The sequence below is a fragment of the Streptomyces cyaneochromogenes genome (assembly GCF_003963535.1).
GTDB lineage: Bacteria > Actinomycetota > Actinomycetes > Streptomycetales > Streptomycetaceae > Streptomyces > Streptomyces shaanxiensis.
Map to the genome: position 1 here is coordinate 6,186,618 of NZ_CP034539.1, position 24,758 is coordinate 6,211,375.

Consider the following 24,758-nt stretch of genomic DNA (forward strand, 5'->3'; position numbering starts at 1 on the left):
CGGCCGGAACGGCCTCGTCCTCAAACGCCGGCCGGGCTGATCACCTCCAGCTCCTCGATCATGGCCGCCCGCAGGCGCAACGTCGTCACCAGGCGCTGGAACGCCTCCGCCCAGTACCCTCCGGCCCCCGGTGACGCGTCCTCCGGCTCGTCGGGGACCGCCAGCAGGCCGTCGAGTCGGCTCGCCTCGGCCGGGTCGAGGCAGCGCTCGGCCAGGCCCATCACGCCACTGAAACTCCATGGATAACTCCCCGCGTCCCGCGCGATGTTGAGCGCGTCGACCACTGCCCGCCCGAGCGGCGGCGCCCACGGCACCGCACACACCCCGAGCAGCTGAAACGCCTCGGACAGGCCGTGCGTCGCGATGAATCCGGCGACCCACTCGCCCCGTTCGGCGGGGCCAAGCTGGCCGAGCAGCTTCGCCCGCTCGGCCAGGGACACCGCACCCGGCCCGCCGGCCTCGGGGGCCGAGGGCGACCCGAGGAGCGCCCGCGCCCACTCGGCGTCCCGCTGCCGTACCGCCGCCCTACACCACGCCGCGTGCAACTCGCCCTGCCAGTCGTCCGTCACCGGCAGTGCCACGAGCTCCCCGGGCGTACGACCGCCGAGCCGTCCCGCCCAGGTACTGAGCGGCGTCGCCTCCACCAACTGGCCGAACCACCACGACCGTTCACCCCGCCCTGCCGGAGCGTTGGCTACGACGCCGTCGCGCTCCATGTCCGCATCGCACTGGTGCGGCGCCTCGACACTGATCGTCGGCGTCGTCCGGGTGTGGTCCAGGGCCACGCACGCCCCGGCGCGTGCCGCCATCCGTGCGGCGAGCGCCGAACCCGGCAGCGCGGAGAGCAACTCCGCCGCGGTCGCCCGGACATTGCGGCTCCGGTCGGCCAGTGCCTGCTCCAGGAACGGCTCGTCCTCCGGTGCCAGCCCGGTGCGCAGCGAGTCCAGGAACATCAGCCGGTCCTCGGCCCGCTCCGTCACCCATGTCGTGGTCAGCAGCTCGCGCGCGGCGCCGGGCTCGCGCGCCCGTATCGCGGAGAGCAGGGCGACCCGCTCGGCGAACAGCCCCTCCTGCCACAGCTGTTGGACCTCGGCGGCGTCATCGAGGTGCGGCAGCGACGCGCCGCCGCCGGGTGTCGCGCGCAGGGCGAAGCGCCAGTCCGGGTTCAGCCGGGCGAGCCACACGGCCCGTGGGCCGGCGAAGGCCAGTGCCGCGGGCCGTAGATCGGTACGCCCCCGCGCCGCGTCCAGCAGCGTGGGCAGGGACTGCGGAGGCGGCGCGTAACCGCGGTCGTTCGCCGTCGCGAGCCACTGGGGCAGCAGCTCCATGAGATCCGGCGCCGTACCTCGGCGGCCGCCGCCTGCCGCGCCGGGACGGTCGGCCAGCAGCATCGCCAGCCTGCGGGCCGCCGCCGCGGGCAGGGCGGGGCGCGGATCGGCGGGGGCCGGCCGCGGTCGCCGCGCGGCTCGCGTCGGGCGCAGCCCGGCCCGCCGTCGTACGGTCTCCACGGCCGCGGCGTCCAGCAGTGCCACCGGCGCCTCCCGGCCCGGCTCGCAGCCCGGTGGCGTACGTCGGTCCGTCCCGAGCAGGGCCGCCGTGACGAGCTCCTCCCAGGTGCCCGGCGCGGGCGGGTTCACGGGATGCGAATCCACAGGAACGGAGGGGCCGTTCATCAGGGTCCTTCCTTTCTGTCTTCGTGCTGGGTGCCGTGGGGTGGGGCGTCCGTGGCAAGGTCGTGCGGAGGCGCACCGCTCAGCACAGCCGCACCGCCTCGCCCGCGCCCTGCGGCCAGGCCGTCAGCGGGGTGAAGCCGCGGTGGCCGCACTCGCCGAACACCTTGACCGGGGCACCGCCCGACAGTGCGACCAGGCGCCACAGGCCCGGGCGGGCACGCGCGGCCGCAGTGAGCGGCAGGGCCGTCTCCGCGTCGGCGTCCGCCAGCTGCCACGAGTCGCCGTCCGGGGTCGGCACGACCCGGTCCAGGGTCACCGGGACCGAGTCCAGCCACGGGTCTTCGCGCAGCGCCTCGCCGTATCGGGCGGTCGCCTCGGCCGTCGTCACACCCGGCGGCCGTATCGCCGTCGGCGCGGGCGGCGCGAACTGCTCGCCCAGAGCCGCCCGCAACTGCCCGGCGCCCGGGTACGCCGACACCTCCGCCTCCAGGACCAGTCCCACCGGCAGCGCCAGCTCCGGGGCGCGGCCGGCGGCGCCGTAGGAGAGGAGCAGTGCCGTACGGCCCGAGTCGGCGCCGTACAGCCATATCCGGCGCGTCGTCAGTTTCACGTCCGCCGTGTCGTACTGGGCGAGGACCAGCCAGCGGTCCCGGACCGGTGGGCCGTCCGCCGACGCGGGCAGGCCGATGCGGGAGCGGACCGTGTCCGCCAGGTCGGCGGGCAGCCGCTCGCGGCCCAGCCAGCCTCTGTCGAGGAGGTGGAGCAGGGCGCACTCCTCCAGCAGGCGCACCGGCCAGCCGGGGCCGGACGCAGGGATCGCCCCCAGCTCCCGCACCCGCGCGGCCAGGCCGGGGGCCTGGGCGTCGACCATGCGGGCCGCCGTCTCCTCCCACAGGCCGTATCCCGACTGTTCCGCGCCGGCCAGGCCGCCGCGCAGCAGGTCCGCCAGGCGTTGCTCCAGCTCCGTGGCCCCCGCGGTGACCCGCGTGGCCCGGCGCTCCGCCCTGCGCCGCGCCGCCTCCGGGTCACCGGCCCCGGAGGCGGTACCGGACGCGCCCGCTGTCCACTTCTCTGCCGCGCGCTGCCTTCTCCCCCTTATCCACTGCTCCGCCCAGTCCGGCGGCGAGCCGGACGGCACCGCTCCGTCGCCCTCCGCCCAGAGCAGCAGCAGCCCGAGCACGTGCTTGCACGGGAACTTCCGGCTCGGGCAACTGCACTTGTACGCGGGCCCGGACGCGTCCGCGATGTCGATGACCGTCTGATACGGCTTGCTGCCACTTCCCTTGCACAGCCCCCACACCGTCCCCTCGTCGGCACTCCCCGCCTCGGACCACGGCCCCGCCGCGCCGAGTTTGCTTCCCGCTTTGCGTGACGTGGCGTCAGGCGCCAAGGCCAGCACCTGGTCCGCGGTCCAGCGCACCCCCTGCTGAGTCATGTCATCGAAGGTAGGTCCCACCACTGACAATCGGCCGGGGCGAAGGCCTGGCCGACAGTCTCGTGACCGTGTTTTCGCAGGTCGGAACGCATTGTCAGTGGCGTGGTGCACGGTGGGTGCCAGATCCGAAACCGGCTGAACCGGCCGAGCTGGAGGGGGACTTCGCCATGCCTGTGTCCGTAGAACCGACGTCCGTCGAAGCGGGGCGGACGGAACCGACCGAGGAGTTGCGTCCGCACGCCGAGGAAGCCTTCGCCCATGAACTCGCCGCGCTGGCCGCGCAGGACGACCGTCCGCGCCCGGCGCGCTGGAAACTGTCGCCGTGGGCCGTGGCGATGTATCTGCTCGGCGGCACACTGCCGGACGGCACGGTGATCACACCGAAGTACGTCGGCCCGCGTCGCATCGTCGAGGTCGCCGTCACCACGCTCGCCACCGACCGCGCCCTGCTCCTGCTCGGCGTGCCCGGCACCGCGAAGACCTGGGTCTCCGAGCACCTGGCCGCTGCGGTCAGCGGCGACTCGACGCTGCTCGTACAGGGCACGGCGGGCACGCCGGAGGAGGCGATCCGGTACGGCTGGAACTACGCGCAACTGCTCGCTCACGGGCCGAGCCGGGACGCCCTCGTGCCCAGCCCGGTCATGCGGGCCATGGCGGAGGGGATGACGGCCCGGGTCGAGGAGCTGACCCGTATTCCGGCCGACGTGCAGGACACGCTGATCACGATCCTGTCGGAGAAGACCCTGCCGATACCGGAGTTGGGGCAGGAGGTGCAGGCCGTCCGGGGCTTCAACCTCATCGCCACGGCCAACGACCGCGACCGGGGCGTCAACGACCTCTCCAGCGCCCTGCGTCGCCGTTTCAACACGGTCGTGCTGCCGCTGCCGGAGAGCGTCGAGGCGGAGGTGGACATCGTCTCCCGCCGTGTGGACCAGATCGGCCGCTCCCTCGAACTGCCGGCCGCGCCCGACGGCATCGACGAGATCCGCCGCGTCGTGACCGTCTTCCGTGAGCTGCGGGACGGGGTGACGTCCGACGGCCGCACGAAGCTGAAGTCGCCGAGCGGCACGCTGTCGACGGCCGAGGCGATCTCCGTCGTCACCAACGGCCTTGCCCTCGCCGCGCACTTCGGCGACGGGGTGCTGCGACCCGGCGACATCGCCGCGGGCATCCTCGGCGCCGTCGTCCGTGACCCGGCGGCCGACCGGGTCATCTGGCAGGAGTACCTGGAGGCGGTCGTGCGTGAGAGGGACGGCTGGACGGACTTCTACCGGGCGTGCCGGGAGGTGAGCGCGTGAACGGCGAGAGCGACGACCTGGGGTGGGGCCGGCCGAGCGGCGGGTCGAAGTCGGGTGGGTCTGTGTCGGGTGGGTTTGTGGTGGGCGTGGTCAGGGAGTTGGGGCGCTGGGCGGACGGGGGGGGGGTGACGGGCGGGGCCTGATGGTGGGATCCGGAGGACCGGTCTGGTGGGCGGGATGTGGCGGATAGGCGCGGTCTGACGGGCTGGGTCTGGTGGGCGGGGCCTGACGGCGGGCTCTGACGGTGGGATCCGGAGGACCGGCCTGGTGGGCGGGATCTGGCGGACAGGCGCGGTCTGACGGGCGGGGCCTGACGGACGGGGTCTGACAGGCGGGGTCCGGTGGACGGCGAGGTCTGGCGGATGGGACCTGATGGGTGAGACCTGGCGGGCGGTGTGATCGGTGGCGGTGTCGGACAGTTGGGGATCGAGGGGGACGGCGTGACTGGCGTTGAGAAGTCCGGGAGCGAGGGTCGGGGTGCCGGCCCGCTGCTGCTCGGCGTACGGCACCACGGGCCCGGGTCGGCGCGGGCCGTGCGGGGGGCGTTGGATGCGGCCCGGCCGCGGGTCGTGCTGATCGAGGGACCGCCCGAGGCGGATGCCCTGATCGCGCTCGCCGCCGACGAGGCCATGCGGCCGCCGGTCGCCCTCCTCGCCCACGCCGTGGACGAGCCCGGCCGCTCGGCCTTCTGGCCGCTGGCGGAGTTCTCCCCGGAGTGGGTCGCGATCCGCTGGGCCCTGGAGCACGGGGTCCCGGCCCGTTTCATCGACCTGCCGGCCACGCACACGCTGGCGTGGGGCAAGGACGCGGGGCGGGTGTCCGCCGACGAGCGGGGCGGTGGGCCTGGCGGAGAGAGGGCGGGAGTTGGGGGCGGCGCGCCTGTCGGGGAGGGGGTCGGCGAGCCTGGCGACCAGCGGACTGGCGAGCCTGGTGGAAAGCGGGCCGGTTCGTGTGGCGGGGAGCTCTCTCGGCAGCGGGGTGAAGAGCCGGGCGGTGAGCGGGACGGTGCGTCTGGGGGCGAGCGGGTCGGGGAGCCTGGCGGGGGGCAGGCCCGGCAGTCGGGCGGAGAGCGGGTTGGCGAGCCTGGCGGAGAGCGGGCCGGTGCGGGTGGTGGAGAGCCCTCCCTGCAGCGAGGGGAAGAGCGCGGCGGTGAGCGCGGCGGCGCGGCCGGTGGCGAGTGGGACGGTGAGCCTGGTGGAGAGCGGGCCGAGGGGAGCGGAGCGCCGGACGAGGGGACTGGATCCGGTGCGGATGTCCGGGTCGATCCTCTCGCCGTGCTCGCCGATGCCGCGGGCTACGACGATCCCGAGCGGTGGTGGGAGGACGTCGTCGAGCACCGGGGTGTGGGGGACGGGGACGCGTTCGCGCCGTTTTTCGGGCTGGAGGAGGCCATGGGGGCGCTGCGGGAGGCGTACGGGAGTGGTGGGCATGAGCGGGATCTCGTGCGGGAGGCGTATATGCGGCTCCAGGTTCGGGCAGCGCAGCGGGAGTTCGGGGACGACGTCGCCGTGGTGTGCGGGGCGTGGCATGTGCCCGCGCTGCGGCAGAAGAGCACCGTGGCCGCCGACAAGGCCCTGCTGAAGGGGTTGCCCAAGGTCAAGGCGGACATGACCTGGGTACCGTGGACGTATCGCCGGTTGGCTCGGGTCAGCGGGTACGGGGCGGGGATCGACTCGCCGGGGTGGTACGGGCATCTCTTCGGCGCGCCGGACCGGCCCGTCGAGCGGTGGATGACCAAGGTGGCCGGGCTGCTGCGGGACGAGGACCGGATCGTGTCCTCGGCGCACGTCATCGAGGCGGTACGGCTGGCCGAGACGCTCGCGGCGATGCGGGGGCGCCCGTTGCCGGGGCTGAGCGAGACGACCGATGCGGTGCGGGCGGTGATGTGCGACGGCTCGGATGTGCCGTTGGCGCTGGTGCACGACCGGCTCGTCGTGGGGGACGTGCTGGGAGAGGTGCCGCGGTCGGCGCCGGCGGTGCCGTTGCAGCGGGACCTCGACCGGATCCAGCGTCGGCTGCGACTCAAGCCGGAAGCGCTGGAGCGGGAGTTGGAGCTCGACCTGCGCAAGGAGAATGACGCCGAGCGCAGCAGGCTGCTGCACCGGCTGCGGCTGCTCGGTGTGGAGTGGGGTGAGCCGGTCGCGTCGCGGGGCAGTACGGGGACGTTCCGGGAGACGTGGCGGCTGCGGTGGGAGCCCGAGCTGTCCGTGCGGGTCGCGGAGGCCGGGGTCTGGGGGACCACCGTGTTCGCGGCGGCGACCGCGAAGGCGCAGGCGGACGCCGTCGCTGCGCAGGGACTCGCCGACGTCACCGCGCTCGCCGAGCGCTGCCTGCTGGCCGAACTGCCGGACGCCCTGCCCGTGGTGATGCGGATCCTCGCCGACCGGGCCGCCCTGGACACAGACGTCGGCCATCTCGCCCAGGCCATGCCCGCTCTGGTCCGCTCCCTGCGGTACGGGGACGTTCGGGGCACCGACACCGGCGCGCTGGCGGAGGTCGCCGCGGGTCTCGCCGAGCGCATCTTCGTCGGGCTGCCCCCGGCCTGTGCCGCCCTGGACACGGACGCGGCCGAGGAGATGCGGCGGCATGTGGACGCGGTGCACGGAGCGGTGGGGCTGCTGGGTGACGCGGTGGGTTCGGGGGAGGGCGCCCCGGGCTCGGAGGCATCCGGATCGGGGTGGGATGTCGGGGGGCCGGGATCCGGGTCGGGGCGGGACGCCGAGGTCTCGGTGTCCGGATCGGGGCGGGATACCGAGGACTTGGTTTCCGCATCGGGGCGGGATACCGATGACTCGGCTTCCGTATCGGGGCGGGACGGCGCCCGCTCCGCCCCCGGCAATCCGCCGCGCGCCCTCGGCCACGGGGATCTGCGCAAGCGGTGGCACAGGGTGCTCCGGGTGCTGTCCCTGCGGGACACCGTGCCCGGTGTCATTCGGGGGCGGGGCGTGCGGTTGCTGCTGGACGACGGGGAGTTGGTGCAGGACGAGGCGGCGCGGCTGATGGGGCTCGCGTTGTCGCCGGGGACGCCGCCGGCCGACGCGGCCGCGTGGATCGAGGGGTTCGTCGGTGGGGGATCCGGTGGCGGGATGCTGCTCGTGCACGACGAGCGGCTGCTCGGGTTGGTCGACGCGTGGCTGACGGGGGTGTCGGCGGACGCGTTCACGGATGTGCTGCCGCTGCTGAGGCGCACCTTCTCGGCGTATGAGTCGGGAGTGCGGCGGACGCTTGGCGAGTTGGTCCGGCGTGGGCCGGGGCAGCGGGGGAGCGCGGGGGTCGGCGGCCCCGGAATACCCGGCTTCGCCGCCGAGCTCGACGCCGAGCGGGCGGGTGCCGTGGTGCCGGTGGTGCGGTTGCTGCTGGGGCTTGAGCGACTGGGCTCGGACATCGAGAGCGGCCTCGACGACAACGGGCGGGCCGGCCGCGACAACGATCTTGTGAAGACGACGGGATGACGGGGGCGACGGCATGACCGCAGAGGGTGTGAGAGGGCCGAGAGCGCGGGGAGTGGCGGTGGGCGCCGTCGGGCAACCGCAGGGGGTGTCGGCGCCGGGCCGGCCCACGACGACGACCGTGCCGGTGATCCCGTTGTGGGAGCGGCCTCGCAAGGGAGCGTGCCGATGACGTACACAGCGAACACGACGAACACTGCGAACGCAGCGAACGCAGCGAACGCAGCGAACGCAGCGAACGCAGCGAACGCGACGGACGCGGCGGACGAGGCGATGGACCCGGCGCCGGAGCGGCTTCGGCGGTGGCGGATGGTGCTGGGCGGGGACGACGCGGACGGCACCGGGTACGCGCTCTCCGGGAAGGACGCCGCGATGGACGGGGCGCTGGCAGCTCTCTACGGCAAGGGGGACAAGGGGCAGTCGGGAAGAGACCGTTCGGCGGGGCTCGGGGCGTCGGCGCCGTCCGTGGCGCGGTGGCTCGGGGACATCCGGACGTACTTCCCGTCGTCCGTCGTCCAGGTCATGCAGCGGGACGCGATCGACCGGCTCGGACTGTCCACGCTGCTGCTGGAGCCGGAGATGCTGGAGGCGGTGGAGGCCGATGTGCACCTCGTCGGCACGCTGCTCTCGCTCAACCGGGCGATGCCGGAGACGACCAAGGAGACGGCACGCGCCGTCGTGCGCAAGGTCGTCGAGGACCTGGAGAAGCGGCTCGCCACCCGCACCCGGGCCACTCTCACCGGCGCCCTGGACCGCAGCGCCCGGATCAATCGGCCGCGCCACCACGACATCGACTGGAACCGCACGATCGCGGCCAACCTCAAGCACTACCTCCCGGAGTACGGGACGGTCGTGCCGGAGCGGCTCATCGGGTACGGGCGGGCGTCGCAGTCCGTGAAGAAGGAGGTCATCCTCTGCATCGACCAGTCGGGGTCGATGGCGGCCTCGGTGGTGTACGCGTCGGTGTTCGGGGCCGTGCTGGCGTCGATGCGGTCCATCAGTACGCGGCTGGTCGTCTTCGACACGTCCGTCGTCGACCTCACCGACCAGCTCGACGATCCGGTCGACGTCCTCTTCGGCACCCAGCTCGGCGGCGGCACGGACATCAACCGGGCGCTCGCGTACTGCCAGTCGCAGATCACCCGGCCCGCGGAGACGGTGGTCGTGCTGATCAGCGACCTGTACGAGGGCGGCATACGCAACGAGATGCTCAAGCGGGTCGCCGCGATGAAGGCGTCCGGGGTGCAGTTCGTGGCGCTGCTGGCGCTGTCGGACGAGGGGGCCCCGGCGTACGACCGGGAACACGCGGCCGCGCTCGCCGCGTTGGGCGCACCGGCCTTCGCCTGTACGCCCGACCTGTTCCCGGACGTGATGGCCGCGGCCATAGAGAAGCGGCCCATTCCGGTGCCGGACGACGCATAAGGGCGAGGATCTGCCAGCGATTTGTCGACCTGGTGACGACCGACTTGGGCCAGCAAAACGGACATGAGTACCCATCGGTAGCGGGGGGCTTGCGCGACCTCGGGAGGGGCGTGCGAGGATCGACGCGCCTCTTCAGCGGTGCACCGCGCCCCGCTTGCCCGCACCGCAGCACACCGCGCGCACCGTGTCGCGCCGACTCGACGCCCACCACGTGTACTTGTTCCGCCGCACGGGAGGACCCACCCCGTCTTGACCTGGTCAGCAGCTTTGCCCGTTGCCGCTCTGCGCGTCCTGCGCACGGCGGCCGGGCGGCGTGCGCTGCGGGTGGCGTTGGTGGTGGGCGGTCTGTTCGCGCTCGGGTTCCTCTGCGGGGAGCGGGCGTATGCGGCGGACGGGGTGCCGGTGGGTTCCGGCACAGCGTCCACGCCGTCGGTTTCGGCGCCATCGGTGCCACCGGCGTCTTCGGTCTCGGCGCCCGTCGCCTCCGTCGGCTCCTTGCCCTCGGCGCCGAAGGACGAGGAGACCGCCCCGGTCCCGGCCCCGCCGGAATCTCCGCACCCCCCGGCTCCCAACGCCCCGGCTCCCAAGACCCCGGCCCCGGCAGCCCCCCGCCCCACCGACACCGACACCGACACCGACACCGGCACCGATACCGACACCGATACCGACGACGCCGACCACGCCCCCGCCCCCGACGCCACGGACGGCCAGGTTCTCCGCCCGGTGACCCACGGCCTCCTCCCCGGCGTGGGCGATCGCGTCGTCAAGCCGGTCGTCAAGCCCGTCGTCGAGGTGGCCGAGGCGGTGACCGAGGGCCTGGCGGAGGCGCCGCCGCTGTCGGCGTTGCCCACTCTGCCCGCCCTGCCCTCCCTGCCGACCGTGCCGGAGTCGCCGACCTGGCCGAGTTGGCCGGGGTTCGAAGTGCCCGGCCTGCCCAGCTTCCCCACCCTCCCGAGCCTCCCCGGCGTCCCCGCCCAGACCCTGCCCGCGCACTTCACCCCGACGCCGCAGCCGGGACGGGCGGCGCCCGCCTCCGGTGACGCGAGCGGCGGCGAGGGCCGTACCGGCGACGTCGCACCCGCCGCCTACGGTCCGCGATACGCAGCCGACGCCGCAGCGCCCGGCATCCCGGCGCCCACCGGCGCGCACCGTGCCGCGCCCTCCGTCGGGGCTCCCGCGCAGCAGGCGCCGGTCGATCACCCGGGTGGTGTGGGCGGCAGCCGTTCGGCGGGCGACAACAGCACGCCTCGGCACGGGGACGCGCACGCCGTCTCGCTGAGCCAGCGGGCGCCGCTGCGGCTGATGCCCGGCGCCGCCGCCCGCGCCGACGTGGACGAGATCCAGGACAGGCACGGGGACATACCGGTTTCCCCCGCGTAGGACGGCAGGCCGACCTTCCCCGCCAAAGACCTGCCGCGCGGGGGCGGAAACAGGTCTGCCCGACCGTCCGGACCCCCAGTTCCCGGATGTCCCCCTGACATCCCACTGACATCCCCCGGACGGAAGCCGCCGGAGCCGTACCCGGTCCCGCTGGTCCCAACTCCCGGACCGCGACCGCGACCGGCGCCGGAATGTCCCCAAACCGTCCGAAGTCCCGAAGCCTCGGAGTTCCTTCCCGAACTCCGTTCCTAGGGGGCCTTCGGAGCCCAAGATCTAGGGATCCGACGCACGCATGAACAAGAACATTCGCCGTTCGATCGTCATAGCCGCCGGTGTCACCGGCGCCTGGGCGCTCGGCTCGACCGTCGCCAGCGCGGACGAGCTGCCCGCCTCCACTCTCTCCGTACCGGACACCACCACCGACGCGACCGACGCGACCGACGCGACGGACGTGGCCGACAGCGCCGACGCCACCGGCCTGCTCGGAGGTGTCACCGACACCGTCAACGGCGTCGTCTCCGACGTGACGGACACCGTCTCCGGCGTCACCGACGGCGCCACCGGCACGGTCACCGACACGGCCGACACGGCCAGGACGACGCCCGCGAGCGCCGCCGACCAGGCCCGCCGTTATGTCGACGCCAAGGTCGCGGTCCCGTCCGCCGGCAAGGCCGCCACCGCCACCACGGCCGCCAAGGCGAAGGGCGCGGCCCACGCCATCCAGGGCGCCAAGGCCGCCCGCGCGAACCAGGCCGTGCAGGCCGCCGCCCAGGTCGAGGCCGGTGCCTCCGCCGGCGTCGCCGGTATCGGCAACGCACCTCACGACACCCCGCGGCTCCCCGACACCCCGGGCACCCCCGGCACCATCGACTACCTCTTCGGCCCCCTCGCCGCCTTCGCCCCCGAGCTGGAGCAGGCGCTCGCCGCCACGCAGACGAGGCTGCAGGGCACTCAGACGGCGGCCCGTGCGCAGGTGCAGGGCGTCGAGGGCGTCGTACGGACGAAGGCGCAGTACGCCGTCGCGGGCGCGGGCCGCACCGGAGCGGGCGCGCAGGACGTCGCCCGGGCCGCCGTCACCCACGTCAAGGGCGAGGCGACGGCCACGGCGGCGGACGCGACGGCCACCGCCACCGGCCGGGCCACCGCGGTCCAGGCGGCCGCCGAGACCTCCGTCTCGGCCGTCCCGAGCCATGTCACCGGCACGGTCGGCGGCGTCGAGCAGCGGGTCGTCGGCACGGTCAGCACCGTCCCCGGCACGGTCACCCCGGTCGTCGAGCAGACCGGCGACGCGGTCGTCCCGCCGCTCGCCACCGAGGCCGTGCACGGCGTGCTGCCCGTCGCGGGGCGCGCCGTCGACGGAGTCGTCCCGGCCGCCCAGCACGCCGTCGCCGGCGTCGCACCCGCCGCCACCCACACCGTGGCCGGGGTGACCCCGGTCGCCACCACCGCGGTGGACAGCGTCCAGTCGGTGGCGGGCGGCGCGGTGACCGGCGTGCGGCCGGTCGTCGGCCAGGCGGTGGACGGCGTCGTGCCGGTCGCCCAGGGCGCGGTGGCCGGGGTCGCCCGGACCGCCGGGCACACGGTCGACGCCGCGACCGCGCTGGCGTACGGCGTGGTCGCCGACGTCCAGCCCGTGGCCGGCCAGGCCGTCGCGGGCGTGCAGCCGGTCGTCGCCGGTGCCGTCCAGGGGGTCCAGCCGGTCGCCGGCGGGGTCGTCCAGGACGTGCCGCCGGTGGCCCACGGCGCGGTCGGCGACGTACAGCACCTCGCGTACGGCACCGTCGCCGACGTCCGGCCCCTCGCCTACGGTGCCGTCTCCGACGTACAGCCGGTCGTGCAGGGTGTCGCCGCGGACGTACCCCCGTACGCCACCGGTCTGGTCGGCCAGGTCGCCGCGGACGGGGCGGGCACGGTCCTGCCGCCCGTCGCCGACACCGCCGTGCACGGCGTCGTGCCGGTCGCCGGGCAGGCCGTCGGGGACGCGGGCGCGCTGGCGTACGGCGTGACCGGGGATGTGCGGCCCTTCGCGGGCGGTGTCGTCGGCCAGGTCGACCCGTTCGCCCACGGTGTCGCGGGCCAGGCCGTCCCCTTCGCCGAGGGCGTCACCGAGCAGGTGCAGCCGTTCGCGTACGGCGTCTCCGGCGCCGTGCGGCCCGTCGTGGACCAGGTCGTGGACACCGTCGGCCCGGTCGCGCAGGGCGTCGGCGGCAGCGCCACGACGCTGGCGTACGGCGTGGCCGGCGATGTGCGGCCGTTCGCGGGCGGTGTCGTCGGCCAGGTCGACCCCTTCGCCCACGGTGTCGCGGGCCAGGCCGCGCCCTTCGCCGGGGACGTGACCGGCACGGTGCAGGACTCGGCCGGACCGCTGGCGGGCAACGCCGTCGGCGGCGTGTACGGGGTCGCCCAGTCGATCACGCCGGGTTACGCGCAGGACCTCCGCGAGCGCGGCGCGTACGACGGCGGCGCGTACCGCATCTGACGCACCGCCCCAGGTGTGTCGTACGGCGGCCCCCGGCGGAGCCCTGTACGACACACCACCTGCCGCCACGGCGGACGCGACCGCGACCGCGGCCGCGCCCCGTGGCGACCGACCGACTCCGCGGAGCAGACGGACCCGGACAGCCGAAAGCCGTCGGACCGTTCGACCGGAGTTCCGCGGAAGGGCCGGACGATCCCCATTGGGGTGGGGATCACCGGCTCAGAGCCCACAGGGGCGGCCCATTCGTGCCCCTTCGGGCCGTTCAGGGGACCTCACCGGGTCAACCCCAACCCGGTGAGGTCCTTGTCCTGTCGGTTCTCGATTCCTCACAGTCGGCACGCCGTGCCAGAGATCTTTGCTGATCGCGGCATCATGTGACAGGTATCACCGCTCAGGTGTGACCCTCGATTTAGGGGCCCTCCGCAACCAGCGATAACCTGCGAGACGGACATGCCGCGCGCTCGGACACCGTGTGCGCCTCCCTTGTGACAGCGGACGTCACGTTGCCCTTCGCGGCACGCCCACGCATCCAACGAACCGCGAGATCACTGATAGGGACGGAAGCGCGTGGACCTGTTCGAGTACCAGGCGAGGGACCTCTTCGCCAAGCACGATGTACCGGTGCTGGCCGGTGAAGTCATCGACACGCCTGAGGCGGCCCGCGCAGCCACCGAGCGCCTCGGTGGCAAGTCTGTCGTCAAGGCCCAGGTGAAGGTCGGCGGCCGTGGCAAGGCTGGTGGCGTGAAGCTCGCCGCCACCGCGGACGAGGCCGTGGAGCACGCCACCAACATCCTCGGCATGGACATCAAGGGCCACACGGTCCACAAGGTGATGATCGCCGAGACGGCCCCGGAGATCCTGGAGGAGTACTACGTCTCCTTCCTCCTCGACCGTGCCAACCGCACCTTCCTCTCCATCGCCTCCGTCGAGGGCGGCATGGAGATCGAGGAGGTGGCGGCCACCCGTCCGGAGGCCGTCGCCAAGACGCCGATCGACGCCAACGAGGGTGTGACCCCGCAGAAGGCGCGCGAGATCGTCGAGGCCGCCAACTTCCCGGCCGAGGTCGCCGACAAGGTCGCGAACGTCCTGGTCACCCTGTGGAAGACCTTCATCGCCGAGGACGCGCTCCTCGTCGAGGTCAACCCGCTGGCCAAGGTCGCCTCCGGCGACGTCATCGCCCTGGACGGCAAGGTCTCCCTGGACGAGAACGCCGAGTTCCGTCAGCCGGAGCACGAGGCCCTCCAGGACAAGGACGCGGCCAACCCGCTCGAGGCCGCCGCCAAGGAGAAGAACCTCAACTACGTCAAGCTCGACGGTGAGGTCGGCATCATCGGCAACGGCGCGGGTCTCGTCATGAGCACCCTGGACGTCGTCGCGTACGCCGGTGAGAACCACGGTGGCGTCAAGCCCGCCAACTTCCTCGACATCGGCGGTGGCGCCTCCGCCGCCGTCATGGCGAACGGCCTGGAGATCATCCTCGGCGACCCGGACGTCAAGTCCGTGTTCGTCAACGTCTTCGGCGGCATCACCGCCTGCGACGAGGTCGCCAACGGCATCGTCCAGGCACTGAAGCTCCTGGAGGACCGCGGCGAGGACGTCACCAAGCCGCTGGTCGTGCGTCTGGACGGCAACAACGCCGAGCTGGGTCGTCAGATCCTCTCCGACGCCAACCACCCGCTCGTGCAGCGCGTGGACACCATGGACGGCGCGGCCGACAAGGCCGCCGAGCTCGCGGCTGCGAAGTAAGGGAAGAGGGACTCAGACAGCCATGGCTATCTTCCTCAACAAGGACTCCAAGGTCATCGTCCAGGGCATGACCGGTGCCACGGGCATGAAGCACACCAAGCTCATGCTGGCCGACGGCACGAACATCGTCGGTGGCGTGAACCCCCGCAAGGCGGGCACGTCGGTCGACATCGACGGCACCGAGATCCCGGTCTTCGGCACCGTGGCCGAGGCCATGGAGAAGACGGGCGCGAACGTGTCCGTCCTCTTCGTGCCGCCGGCCTTCGCCAAGGCGGCCGTCGTCGAGGCCATCGACGCCGAGATCCCGCTCGCGGTCGTCATCACCGAGGGCATCGCCGTCCACGACTCGGCCGCGTTCTACGCGTACGCCGTGTCGCAGGGCAACAAGACCCGGATCATCGGCCCGAACTGCCCCGGTCTCATCACCCCGGGTCAGTCGAACGCCGGCATCATCCCGGGCGACATCACCAAGCCGGGCCGCATCGGCCTGGTCTCGAAGTCCGGCACGCTGACGTACCAGATGATGTACGAGCTGCGTGACATCGGCTTCTCGTCGGCCGTCGGCATCGGTGGCGACCCGGTCATCGGCACCACGCACATCGACGCGCTGGCCGCCTTCGAGGCCGACCCCGACACCGACCTGATCGTCATGATCGGTGAGATCGGCGGCGACGCCGAGGAGCGGGCCGCGGCCTACATCCAGGAGAACGTGACCAAGCCGGTCGTCGGCTACGTCGCGGGCTTCACCGCGCCCGAGGGCAAGACCATGGGCCACGCCGGCGCCATCGTCTCCGGTTCGTCCGGCACCGCCCAGGCGAAGAAGGAGGCCCTGGAGGCCGCGGGCGTGAAGGTGGGCAAGACGCCGACCGAGACCGCCAAGCTGGCTCGCGAGATCCTGGGTGGCTGAACGCCGTAGTCACGGCATCTAGCCGAACGTCGGTGGGCCCGTTCCCTGCGTGGGGGCGGGCCTGTCGGCGTTTTCCGGCGCTCCCCGGGTCACTGCTGCTGTGGTGCCAGGCGCTCGGGCCCGCTCTGCATCTGTGACCGCAACTTCGCCCGCAGCGCCAGCTCCGCCCCCGACAACGGCCCCGGCGCCACCCGAGGGGGCACCCCGCGCACCGTCGCCCCCGGCGGTACCGGTGGCTCGTAGTGGGTCGGGGCTGTTCGCAGCGTCAGGGCCGTCGTGCCGATGAGGGCCACGGTGAACGCGATCGCCGCGCGGGTCCAGAAGCGGGCCCGGCCTTCGCTGCCGTCGCGTACCGTCACCGGCTTGGCAGCGCGCAACCGCTCCGCGGAGGCCAGTTCGGCCAGGCGGCGGTGGAGTTCGGCGGGGTCGGACAGGGGCGGGAGGCGGTCGGCGACCGTGGCGCGCGCGTGGAGCAGGCGCCGCGCGGTGGCCGGAGTGCTCGCCTCCGACTCCGCCGCCGTTTCCGGCAGGTCGAGGCCGACACCGTCGTACAGGACAAGGGTGCGGCGCTGTGGCGGCGGGAGTTTGAGGAGTACGTCGAGCAGGGCGCGGTCGGACGCGTCGGCCGGCGGGGGTTCGGGGTGCCGGTAGCGGGGGCGGAACCGGTGCCAGGGGGAGAGGGCGAAGTCGTACGCCGTCGCCCGCACCCAGCCTGCCGGGTCCCGGTCGCGTGCCACCTCCGGCCAGCGCTGCCAGGCGAGCTGGAAGGCCTGCTCGACCGATTCGCGGGCTAGTTCGCGACGCCCGGTGAGCAGGTACGTCTGCCGTACCAGGGCGGGGGCGCAGAAGGCGTAGAGCGCGTCGAAGGCCTGGGCGGGGGAGAGGGGGCGTTCGGGGGGCGGCTGCTGACGTTCCCTCACCTCGGGCTCTCCCGCCCATTTCTGAGCCGCCGTCTCTTCCATGAGGGAGCCGAGCAGTTGTGCGTACGCCTCTCGTCTTTGGCCGCGCGGTGTCGTACGTCCGTTCTCCCACGCGCGTACCGTCTCGCGGGTGACGCCCATCCGATCCGCGACCTGATCCTGCGTCAATGAACCGGCCTCGCGCAGGCGTCGGCGTTCGTCCGGCGGGGGAAGCGAGGCTGCGGATCGCTGTGTCACAGGGCACCCTTTCGTACGAAAAAGTACATAAACATATATTGAGCGACACTTCGGGGGTTCGCCTGTTACGCGGGAAAAGCGCGTGTCGTTGGGAGCATGGCGGGCGTGATCGAGATGACCGCTCGCCGAATGACGCCGTCGTCCCCGCGCCCGCACACGCGCGGCCGAACACCCGGGCTGGCCGCCAGCCTGCTGAGCGGTGCGGTCGCGGCGGGGCTGGGGCTGGGCGGGCTCGCGGTGCTGGTGATGGTGCTGTGGGTCAGTTCGCCGTATCCGGACAGCGGGCCGGGAGGCGCGCTGCGCATCGCCGCCGTGCTGTGGCTGCTGGCGCACGGCGCCGAACTGGTCCGCGCCGACACACTCACCGGCGTCCCCGCGCCGGTCGGGGTCACACCCCTGCTGCTGTTCCTGCTGCCGGTGTGGCTGGTGCACCGGGCGGCGCGCGACGCGGCGGCGGACGAGGGCGACGGGACGCCGCTGGTGCCGGGACGTACGGCGTGGGCGGGTGTCGTGCTCGGGTACCTCGGGGTCGGCGCGGCCGCCGCGGCGTACGCGGCGGGGGGCGAGCTGCGGCCGGAGTGGGTCTGGACCGTGCTGTGGGTGCCGGTGGTCGTGACGGTCGCGGCGGGGGTGGGGGTGTGGACGGCGCTCGGGCGGCCGCCCGAGCTGGTGGAGCGTGTGCTGTTCGCGTTGCCGAGGCGGGTACGGCCGCTGGTGCCCGGGGTGGCGGCACGCGCCCGGCTCGGTGTCGCCGCGCGGGCCGCCGGGGCCGGGGCCGCGGTGCTCGTCGGGGGTGGGGCGGTGCTGGTGGGCGGCTCACTGGTGTGGCACGGCGGCGCGGCGCGGGAGTCCTTTCTGCAGCTGACGGAGGGATGGTCGGGACGGTTCGCGGTGCTGCTGCTGTGCGCGGCGCTCGTGCCGAACGCGGCGGTGTGGGCGGCGTCGTACGCCCTCGGGCCGGGGTTCGTGCTCGGCGCGGGGCATGTGGTGGGGCCGGTGTCGTCGGAGCCCGCGCCGCTGCTGCCGGCGTTTCCGCTGCTGGAGGCGGTGCCGGGGGCCGGGGCGGGCGGGTCGGAGCAGTGGGGGGTGGTGGCGGTGCCGGTGGTCGCGGGCGTGGTGGTGGGGTGGTTCGTGGGGAGGCTGGCGGTGTGGACGGAGGGCCGGTACGAGGACGGTGAGGCCGCTACGGAGCCGGGGGTTCGGACTCGGGGTGGGCGAGCGGCCGAAGGGGTGCGGACCGGGGGCGCAGGCATGTCCGAAGGGGGCCGAACCTTCGAGGACGGCCGCTCCAGGGGCGGGCCGGCGTCTTCGACGGTCGGGTCCGCCCCCGGACAACTGTCTGCCGTGGTCTGGTCGACCGCGCGGACCGCCGGGGTCGCCGCGCAGGCCGCCGTGGTCTGCGGGGTCGTGTTCGCTGCGCTGGCCGCGCTGTCGGGCGGCCCGCTGGGGGTCGGGGCGCTCGCGCGGTTCGGGCCCGTGTGGTGGCAGGTGGGTGGGGCGACGCTGGGGTGGGTCCTGGTGGTGGCGGTTCCCGTCGCTGTGCTGGTGCGGGCGTGGCGGTGCCTGGCGGGGCGGAGCGTGGCGGCCGGTCACATGAGCGGGACGCAGGCGGGGCGGATCGCGAGGCCTCGGGTGGAGGCGTCGGAGGCGAGCGGCTCGGGTGCGGGTGGTTCCGGTGCGGGCGGCCCGGGTGGGGCGGGACCCGGTGCCGGCGGGCGCCGGTGGCGGGAGCGGCTTCCTCTGGTCGGCGGGTGGTTCTCGCGGGGTGCGGAGTCGGGTGCGGGCTCGGCCCCGAAATCGGGGGCGGGGCACTCGGTCTACGACCAGGAGGTGATGTTCACGGCGTTCACGGAGGACCAAGCCGTTCCGCAGCAGGGCACCGACCAGAGGGCTCGGTCCGCGGCGGACCGAAGGGACTCCTCACGCGGGATTCACGACCGGATTCACGACCGGGGTGTCCCGTACGTGGAGTACGACCACGACACCACCTTCGAGCCGGACGGCTTCCTGTCCGACGCCCTACCACCGGAGCCGTCGCCCTCGCCAGGGCCCTGGCACGACGACGCCGCGCGTGCGGCACGCTGGGCGGCGATGAAGGAGGCGTCGGATCCGGCGGACACTCCCAGGGACTCGGCAGCACCCCCGGACGCCTCTGCGAACCCGGGATCGCCTGAAGCCCCAGCGCATCCGGAGTCGCCTGAAGCCCCGCAGACCCCGGACTCACCCGACGCCCCGGAGGGCACGGCATCGCAGTGACCGCCGCGACACCCGCCAGGGCTGCCGCACCGTCCCTCGACTCAGTCCGCGTTGCCCGGACTCAGTCAGTGTTCCTCGGGCTCAGTCCGCGCCCGCGTTCCTCGGACTCAGTCCGTGTTCCCCAGAACCCCGCGCAGCTCCTCGGGCAGCAGCTCGTTGCACGACTGCTTCGCCTCGTTGGTCAGCGCGTCGCTCGTGCACGTGTAGTAATCGCTGTAGACCACCTGCGCCGCGAACCCGGCGGCCACCACCGCGATCGCGAGGGACGCCGTGACCAGCCCGCTCACCGCGGCCGTCGTCTGGGGGCGGCCGGTGGGCTGGGGGGCCGGGTTGTCCGGGTCGGGGGTGCGGGGCTTGGCGCGGAGGCTGCTGACGCCCCAGTACAGGGCCAGCGCACCGAGCAGCAGGGCCACGTACGGCCAGCTGAACAGGGCGAAGAAGAAGGCCCACATGCCGGAGAGCAGCGCGTACCGCGCTCGGCGCTGGGTCGGGTCGGTGGGGTCCCAGCGCATGCTGGCGCCGGGGCCACCGCCGCCGGGGCCGGGGCCGTCCTGGCCGCCGCGGGGCCGGTCGCCGAAGCCGTCGTGGGAGCGGCCCGGCTGGCGGTCGCTCCACTGGTTGCCCCATGGCGAGTTCTCCTCGCCCGATCCCCGCGAGCCGTCCTCGCCCGATCCCCGCGAGCCGTCCTCGCCCGAGGAGCGGCGCGGCCGCCACGGGCGGTCCGGCGTGCCCTCCGGCGGCGGCGCGAAGGGGTTGTCGTCCTGGGCGCCGTTGCGCTGTTCGTCGCCGGACTTCTTGTCCGAGGGCGCGTCGGGAGGCGAGGTGGGCCGCTCTCGCAGCAGGACGGCGCCACGCTTCCCTCCCTGCGCGGACTGCCGAGGGAGTGTGAGGAGTCGCAGGCTGCGGTCCGACATCAAGTGAGCGTCTTCCCCTTGGTGAACGACTGATCCGACATGAGCTGTCGCTTCGTGAACGCACCGCACCACAACCGCGTTCCCGGTCCAGCTCCCCCAGACGCTACCTTCCGGCCACGCACCCGTCCCGTGGGGGCTGCCCGGTGTGCCGGTATCGTTGCTGACGGTCGGCTGCTTCGTAGACTTCCCCGTATCCCGGGGCGCGATGCACTCGTACGAATATACAAAGCATCGGCCGTACGTAGAACGCACCCCCGAGAAAGGGCCCCACCGTGGCCGCCAAGCCCGTGGCCGAGCGTGCCAAGCGCCTCGTCGTTCTGGTCTCCGGATCCGGCACCAATCTGCAGGCGCTCCTCGACGAGATCGCCGCCGTCGGCCGCGAGGCGTACGGGGCCGAGATCGTGGCCGTCGGCGCCGACCGCGAGAACATCGAGGGGCTGGCGCGGGCCGAGCGCGCCGGGCTGCCGACCTTCGTGTGCAGAGTCAAGGACTACGGCAGCCGGGAGGAGTGGGACGCGGCGCTCACGGAGGCCGTCACCGCCCACGATCCTGACCTCGTCGTCTCCGCCGGGTTCATGAAGATCGTCGGCAAGGAGTTCCTCGCCCGCTACGGCGGGCGGTTCGTGAACACCCACCCGGCCCTGCTCCCCAGTTTTCCCGGCGCCCACGGCGTCCGCGACGCCCTCGCGTACGGCGCACGGGTCACCGGCTGCACCGTCCACTTCGTCGACGACGGCGTCGACACCGGACCGATCATCGCTCAGGGCGTGGTGGAGGTCCGGGACGAGGACGACGAGAGCGCTCTGCACGAGCGCATCAAGGAAGTCGAGCGAAGGCTGCTCGTCGAGGTCGTGGGGCGGCTCGCCCGCAACGGCTATCGGATTGAGGGACGAAAGGTAGTTATCCAGTGACCGCCGAGAGCAACAAGCGGGCCATTCGACGGGCGCTCGTCAGCGTCTACGACAAGACGGGCCTGGAGGACCTCGCGCGCGGGCTGCACGAGGCCGGCGTCGAGCTGGTGTCGACCGGCTCCACGGCCGGCCGTATCGCCGCGGCCGGCGTCCCCGTCACCAAGGTCGAGGAGCTCACCGGCTTCCCCGAGTGCCTGGACGGCCGCGTCAAGACCCTGCACCCGCGCGTGCACGCGGGCATCCTCGCCGACCTGCGGCTCGAGGACCACCAGCGGCAGCTCGCCGAGCTCGGCGTCGAGCCGTTCGATCTCGTCGTGGTCAACCTCTACCCGTTCCGCGAGACCGTCGCGTCCGGGGCGTCCCCCGACGAGTGCGTCGAGCAGATCGACATCGGCGGCCCGTCGATGGTGCGCGCGGCCGCCAAGAACCACCCGTCCGTGGCGGTCGTCACCAGCCCCGCCCGTTACGCCGATGTCCTCGCGGCCGTCCGCGACGGCGGCTTCGACCTCACCACCCGTAAGCGGCTCGCGGCCGAGGCATTCCAGCACACGGCGGCGTACGACGTGGCGGTGGCTTCGTGGTTCGCCTCCTCCTACGCCCCCATCGACGACTCTCGGTTCCCCGACTTCCTCGGCGCCACCTGGGAGCGCGAGAACACGCTCCGGTACGGCGAGAACCCGCACCAGCCGGCCGCCCTCTACGTCGACGGCAGCGGCGCGGGCCTCGCGCAGGCCGAGCAGCTGCACGGCAAGGAGATGTCGTACAACAACTACACGGACACGGACGCCGCCCGCCGTGCCGCGTACGACCACGCCGAGCCGGCCGTCGCGATCATCAAGCACGCCAACCCGTGCGGCATCGCGGTCGGCGCGGACGTCGCCGAGGCGCACCGCAAGGCCCACGCCTGTGACCCGCTGTCGGCGTTCGGCGGGGTGATCGCCGTCAACCGTCCGGTGTCGAAGGAGATGGCCGAGCAGGTCGCCGAGATCTTCACCGAGGTCATCGTCGCGCCCGACTACGAGGACGGCGCGCTGGAGGCCCTCGCCAAGAAGAAGAACATCCGCGTGCTGCGCTGCCCCGAGGGCCCGGGCAACCCGGTCGAGGTCAAGCCCATCGACGGCGGCGCCCTCCTCCAGATCACCGACCGCCTCCAGGCCGACGGCGACGACCCGGCCAACTGGACCCTGGCGACGGGTGAGGCGCTCACCGCCGCCGAACTCGCCGAGCTGGCCTTCGCCTGGCGTGCCTGCCGGGCCGTGAAGTCCAACGCCATCCTCCTCGCCAAGGACGGTGCCTCGGTCGGCGTCGGCATGGGTCAGGTCAACCGTGTCGACTCCGCGAAGCTGGCGGTGGAGCGGGCCGGCGCCGAGCGCGCCCAGGGCTCGTACGCAGCCTCCGACGCGTTCTTCCCCTTCCCCGACGGCCTGGAGATCCTCACCGAGGCCGGCGTCAAGGCGGTCGTCCAGCCGGGCGGCTCGGTCCGTGACGAGCAGGTGGTGGAGGCCGCGAAGAAGGCGGGCGTGGCGATGTACTTCACGGGGACGCGGCACTTCTTCCACTGAGATCCATTGAGGTCCATTGCATTGAGGTCCATTGAGATCTGCTGAGATCCGCTGAGCCGACATGCCTGAGGGGCGCGCCGTACGAAACGGCGCGCCCCTCGTTCCCGGTTGCCGTTGAAGTGCACGGGCGCAAACAGCGCCGACGCGCGCGGGTACTGCCGCGCTACGTCGACCTGCGCAGCGCCGCCCACGTGTTGGGGCCGACGTCGCCGTCGACAGCCAGCCCCTTGTCGCTCTGGAACAGTCGGACCGCGGACTCCGTGTCCGCGCCGAACTCGCCGTCCACGCCCGCGCCGCCGACGCTGTAGCCGCGTTTGGTGAGCATGCACTGCACCTGGAGGACGCGCTGGCCCGTGTCGCCGCGCTGGGTGAGTTCGGTGCCGGAGTAGTGGTTGCAGTCGGAGAGCCAGGGCGGGGTGGCCGGGGCTGTCGCGGTCTGGGTGGGGGTGGGGGCCGGGCCACCGCCACCGCCGCCCGCGCCGCCTTCGTTGCCGCCGGACGTGTCGGAGGCCTCGTCGGTGGGAGTGTCCTGAGTCCCGCCCGCACCGCCTCCGGCGGAGTCCGGGCTCGTGGAGGCCGCGGCCTCCGGAGTCGCGGAGGCGGTCTCCTTCCCCTTCCCCTCCTCGCTGTCCTTGTCGCCGGAGGGAGAGGCGGAGGAGCTCGGGACGGGGGAAGCCTGTACTTCGTCGGCGCCGGCGTCGGCGGTGCCGGTTGCCGCAGGGGCGGTGGAGGAGGCCGTTTCGTCCAGGGACGGACGGGTGAGGAAGTAGGCGCTCGCCGCCACGGCGCACACGGCGAGGCTCGCGGCGACGGCGAGGTAGGCCTTGCGCCTACGCCGTCTGCCGCCGTCCTCCGGGGCCGCTGCCTGCGTGGAGGTGGCGTACGCCCCGGGCGGCGTGGCCGGTCCGACAGTGGGGGCGAAGGCCGGGCCGGGGGCGGGGGCGGGGAACGCCGGGGTCTGCGCCGGCGTACGCAACTGGTCCGGCGCGGGCACCTGGTTCGGCGTACGCGCGTGGTCCGGCGCGGGCACCTGGCCCGGCATACGCACCTGGTCCGGCGCTCGCAACTGCACGGTCTCCTGGACGGCAACCTGCTCCAGCAGTTCGCAGGCCTCCCGTCGGGCGCGCAGCCGGGCGTCCAGCGGCTCGTGCCAGGAGGCGGTGCGGCCGCGACCGGCGGCCGTGCCGGCGTCGAGGAGTTGCCGCGGGGTGGGGCGCCCGGCGGGGTCCTTGGAGAGGCAGGCGGCGAGGAGGGCGGCCAACGCGGGGTCGATGGCGGAGAGCTCGGCCATGATGTCCGGCTTGGGCTCCTCGAACGCGACCCGGTGCATCACGTCGACGCCCGTTCCGTCCCCGAAGGGGGCGTGCCCGGTGGCGGCGTAGATCAGGCTCCCGGCGAGCGAGAAGACGTCGGAGGCGGTGTCGCAGCGCGCCTCGCGCAGATACTCCGGCGCCATGAAGGCGGGCGTGCCGACCCGGTTGCCCGTCGTGGTGATCGCGCTGCTGTCGGCGGCCTGCGCGATGCCGAAGTCGATGACGTGCGCGCCCTGCAGGGACAGGATCACGTTGGACGGCTTGAGATCCCGGTGCACGACGTCGGCCGCGGCCAGCGCCGACAGGGCCTGCCCGAGCTCGGCCACCAGCCGCCACACCCCGGCCGCCTCCAGCCTGCCGCACTCGCGCACCGCGTCGGCGAGGTTGAGGCCGGGCAGGTACTGCGTCGCCATCCACAGCAGCGAGTCGTCGAACCCGGTGCCGAGCAGATCCGGCGTCCGCGGCGTGTGCACCTGGCCGTGCACGGCGGCCTCCCGCTCGAAGCGCCGCCGGAACCGGGCGTCCTCGGCGTACTCGGGGCGGATCACCTTGACGGCGGCGAGGCCGGGGGAGTTGTCGGCGGAGCGGGCGAGGTAGACGTGGCCCATGCCGCCGCTGCCGAGCCGCCCGAGGGGGATGTAAGGGCCGATCCGTGCCGGGTCCCTGGGGCCCGGCGGACTCGCCCCGGCCTGCTGCAACGCGGCGCCCTCGGACGCCGGAGGGTGCGGCGGCGTCGGCCGTTCGTCTGACATGGGTCCATCCCCCGATGTGCTGCCTTCTCACAACGCGCGCTTGCGTCACGCCAGTTGGCAGAAGGCTACCGTCCCGGCACGGTGGCGGCGGGAGCGGCGAACGG

15 protein-coding genes are annotated in these 24,758 nt (G+C 73.5%); 10 read left to right on the forward strand and 5 right to left on the reverse strand.

Going from position 1 to position 24,758, the window contains the following annotated elements; translation table 11 throughout:
* Positions 1-20: 20 nt before the first annotated feature.
* Together EJ357_RS28320 and EJ357_RS28325 are read right to left on the reverse strand one after the other, a co-directional pair.
* Positions 21-1,673 (reverse strand): DUF5691 domain-containing protein, encoded by a 1,653-nt coding sequence (locus EJ357_RS28320; RefSeq protein ID WP_126394358.1) that lies wholly within the window; start codon positions 1,671-1,673, stop codon positions 21-23.
* 79 nt (positions 1,674-1,752) lie between these two features.
* Positions 1,753-3,108: an SWIM zinc finger family protein gene (locus tag EJ357_RS28325; RefSeq protein WP_126394359.1), complete on the reverse strand. Its 1,356-nt coding sequence runs from the start codon at positions 3,106-3,108 to the stop codon at positions 1,753-1,755.
* Positions 3,109-3,275: 167 nt separating this feature from the next.
* Between EJ357_RS28325 and EJ357_RS28330 the strand changes: the two genes are divergently transcribed.
* From EJ357_RS28330 to sucD, 7 genes are all read left to right on the forward strand, one after another.
* Positions 3,276-4,406, forward strand: coding sequence for an ATP-binding protein (locus tag EJ357_RS28330; protein WP_126394360.1), 1,131 nt, complete (start codon positions 3,276-3,278; stop codon positions 4,404-4,406).
* A gap of 440 nt (positions 4,407-4,846) precedes the next feature.
* Positions 4,847-7,858 carry a DUF5682 family protein gene (locus tag EJ357_RS28335; protein ID WP_228472625.1) on the forward strand — a complete coding sequence of 1,004 codons (3,012 nt, stop codon included), beginning with the start codon at positions 4,847-4,849 and terminating at the stop codon, positions 7,856-7,858.
* Between the two features lie 270 nt (positions 7,859-8,128).
* Complete coding sequence (locus EJ357_RS28340; protein WP_126400123.1) at positions 8,129-9,277, forward strand: VWA domain-containing protein; 1,149 nt, start codon at positions 8,129-8,131, stop codon at positions 9,275-9,277.
* 249 nt (positions 9,278-9,526) lie between these two features.
* Positions 9,527-10,657 (forward strand): hypothetical protein, encoded by a 1,131-nt coding sequence (locus EJ357_RS48485; protein WP_175647550.1) that lies wholly within the window; start codon positions 9,527-9,529, stop codon positions 10,655-10,657.
* A 292-nt stretch (positions 10,658-10,949) separates the two neighbouring features.
* Positions 10,950-13,136: a hypothetical protein gene (locus EJ357_RS49555; RefSeq protein ID WP_228472626.1), complete on the forward strand. Its 2,187-nt coding sequence runs from the start codon at positions 10,950-10,952 to the stop codon at positions 13,134-13,136.
* A 567-nt stretch (positions 13,137-13,703) separates the two neighbouring features.
* Positions 13,704-14,882, forward strand: coding sequence for an ADP-forming succinate--CoA ligase subunit beta (gene sucC, locus EJ357_RS28360; protein WP_126394363.1), 1,179 nt, complete (start codon positions 13,704-13,706; stop codon positions 14,880-14,882).
* 22 nt (positions 14,883-14,904) lie between these two features.
* A complete protein-coding gene (gene sucD / locus EJ357_RS28365) occupies positions 14,905-15,789 on the forward strand; it encodes a succinate--CoA ligase subunit alpha (protein ID WP_126394364.1) in 885 nt (294 codons plus the stop codon).
* 89 nt (positions 15,790-15,878) lie between these two features.
* Here the strand turns inward: sucD and EJ357_RS28370 are convergent, their stop codons facing one another.
* Positions 15,879-16,946: a helix-turn-helix domain-containing protein gene (locus tag EJ357_RS28370; RefSeq protein ID WP_126394365.1), complete on the reverse strand. Its 1,068-nt coding sequence runs from the start codon at positions 16,944-16,946 to the stop codon at positions 15,879-15,881.
* Positions 16,947-17,042: 96 nt separating this feature from the next.
* Between EJ357_RS28370 and EJ357_RS49560 the strand changes: the two genes are divergently transcribed.
* Positions 17,043-19,202 carry a cell division protein PerM gene (locus tag EJ357_RS49560; protein WP_228472627.1) on the forward strand — a complete coding sequence of 720 codons (2,160 nt, stop codon included), beginning with the start codon at positions 17,043-17,045 and terminating at the stop codon, positions 19,200-19,202.
* 107 nt (positions 19,203-19,309) lie between these two features.
* Here the strand turns inward: EJ357_RS49560 and EJ357_RS28380 are convergent, their stop codons facing one another.
* On the reverse strand, positions 19,310-20,116 hold the full coding sequence (locus EJ357_RS28380; RefSeq protein WP_126394366.1) for a hypothetical protein: 807 nt from the start codon (positions 20,114-20,116) through the stop codon (positions 19,310-19,312).
* 272 nt (positions 20,117-20,388) lie between these two features.
* Between EJ357_RS28380 and purN the strand changes: the two genes are divergently transcribed.
* Complete coding sequence (gene purN / locus EJ357_RS28385; RefSeq protein ID WP_126394367.1) at positions 20,389-21,027, forward strand: phosphoribosylglycinamide formyltransferase; 639 nt, start codon at positions 20,389-20,391, stop codon at positions 21,025-21,027.
* Entirely contained in the window at positions 21,024-22,589 is a 1,566-nt protein-coding gene (gene purH / locus EJ357_RS28390; protein ID WP_126394368.1) for a bifunctional phosphoribosylaminoimidazolecarboxamide formyltransferase/IMP cyclohydrolase, read from the forward strand. The genes purN and purH overlap by 4 nt, the downstream gene beginning before the upstream one ends.
* A gap of 163 nt (positions 22,590-22,752) precedes the next feature.
* Here purH and EJ357_RS28395 read toward each other — a convergent pair whose 3' ends face one another.
* Positions 22,753-24,654: a serine/threonine-protein kinase gene (locus EJ357_RS28395; RefSeq protein ID WP_126394369.1), complete on the reverse strand. Its 1,902-nt coding sequence runs from the start codon at positions 24,652-24,654 to the stop codon at positions 22,753-22,755.
* Between the last annotated feature and the right edge of the window lie 104 nt (positions 24,655-24,758).